Source organism: Microcystis sp. LEGE 08355 (assembly GCF_015207185.1).
GTDB classification, from domain to species: Bacteria; Cyanobacteriota; Cyanobacteriia; order Cyanobacteriales; family Microcystaceae; genus Microcystis; species Microcystis panniformis.
The window spans coordinates 1-1,345 of sequence record NZ_JADEXI010000881.1; the positions used below are offsets into that span (position 1 = coordinate 1).

Consider the following 1,345-nt stretch of genomic DNA (forward strand, 5'->3'; position numbering starts at 1 on the left):
TTTACGGGGAGTAAAAGTGGTTGGAGAATTATTAACGGAAGAATTCTATGGCATTGCTTTACCCAAAAATTCCCCCTATCTACAATTAATTAATGATGCTCTCGGTCGAGTCATAGAAAGTGGTCGGTACGATGCTATTTTTCGGCAATGGTTTGGAGAAAAACCGCCAGAATTACCCTTAGTTGCCCCAGCTTTAAAGAATTTACAGGAATCGAGGTTTAACTGGGGAGAATTATTCTATAACCTGATTGTGAAAGGGGTTCCCTGGACAATTCTGTTAACGGTTCTGTCTTTTCTTTTCGGGTTAATCGGTGGAACTTTAGTGGCTATTGCCCTGATTTCTCCCTACAAATGGTTAAAAATAATTTGCCGCATCTATGTGGATTTCTTTCGGGGAACACCGATGCTGGTGCAATTATTCTTGATCTATTTTGGTTTGCCCGGGGTGTTCCGAGAAATTGGCTTAAATATCGACTTAGATCGTTTACCAGCAGCCCTATTTGCCCTAAGTTTAAATGTGGCGGCCTATTTAGCTGAAATTATGCGCGGCGGTATTCAATCGATCGATAATGGTCAATGGGAAGCTTGTTCTAGTCTAGGAATGTCCCCGGTGCAAACCATGCGCGAGGTGATTTTTCCCCAAGCTTTTCGCCGGATGTTGCCACCCTTGGGGAATGAATTTATTACCCTAATTAAAGATACCAGTTTAGCGGCAGTAATCGGTTTTGAAGAATTATTCCGGCAAGGTCAATTAATGGTAGCCACTACCTATAAAGCTTTCGAGATTTATATCGCCGTTGCTTTGGTTTATTTGGTTTTAACTACCCTTTCCTCTGTGGTATTTAAGCGCTTAGAGATTTATATGGATCCCCTACATAAATCTAAACAGGAACAGAAAGCTTAGGGGCAACAGAATCGTAGAGATTATGGCGAAAAACGGACGATATCGTTTGGAGAACTTGAAAAACAGGTCTATTGCCTTGTATATACCTTAAGAGGCAAATCGTGTCGATTAATTAGTGCTAGGAGGGCAATTGACATCCTCGCCGCCGTAAAACGGACGGCGATTCCCAAACCTCACGATTTAGGTTTCTGCTTCTTTCCCTTGCGGGGTTCCGCACCTGCCTTAACAGATTTACTCTGCTCTGGTCTTATGGTCGCTCTACAGACTGACACCGCAAGCCCTGCGGCCAAAATGTTTTTACTAGCGTTAACATCTCGGTCATGGTGAGTCCCACAGTCTGGACAATCCCACTCTCGAATATTTAACGGCATTTTCAAGGGCAATATACCCGCAATTACTACACCTTTTAGAACTAGGAAACCATCTATCTACTGTCTCTAA

General features: G+C 42.8%; 1 protein-coding gene and 2 pseudogenes. 2 read left to right on the top strand and 1 reads right to left on the bottom strand.

The features are described 5' to 3' along the window. On the top strand, nt 1–904 hold a 904-nt coding region (locus IQ242_RS24920; RefSeq protein ID WP_193961805.1), incomplete at its 5' end, for an ABC transporter substrate-binding protein/permease. A 21-nt stretch (nt 905–925) separates the two neighbouring features. After that, nucleotides 926–1,021, top strand: a pseudogene (locus IQ242_RS27330) (BrnT family toxin); the annotation flags it as partial. Between the two features lie 56 nt (nt 1,022–1,077). Here the strand turns inward: IQ242_RS27330 and IQ242_RS27335 are convergent. Further along, nucleotides 1,078–1,345: pseudogene (locus tag IQ242_RS27335) on the bottom strand (zinc ribbon domain-containing protein); the annotation flags it as partial.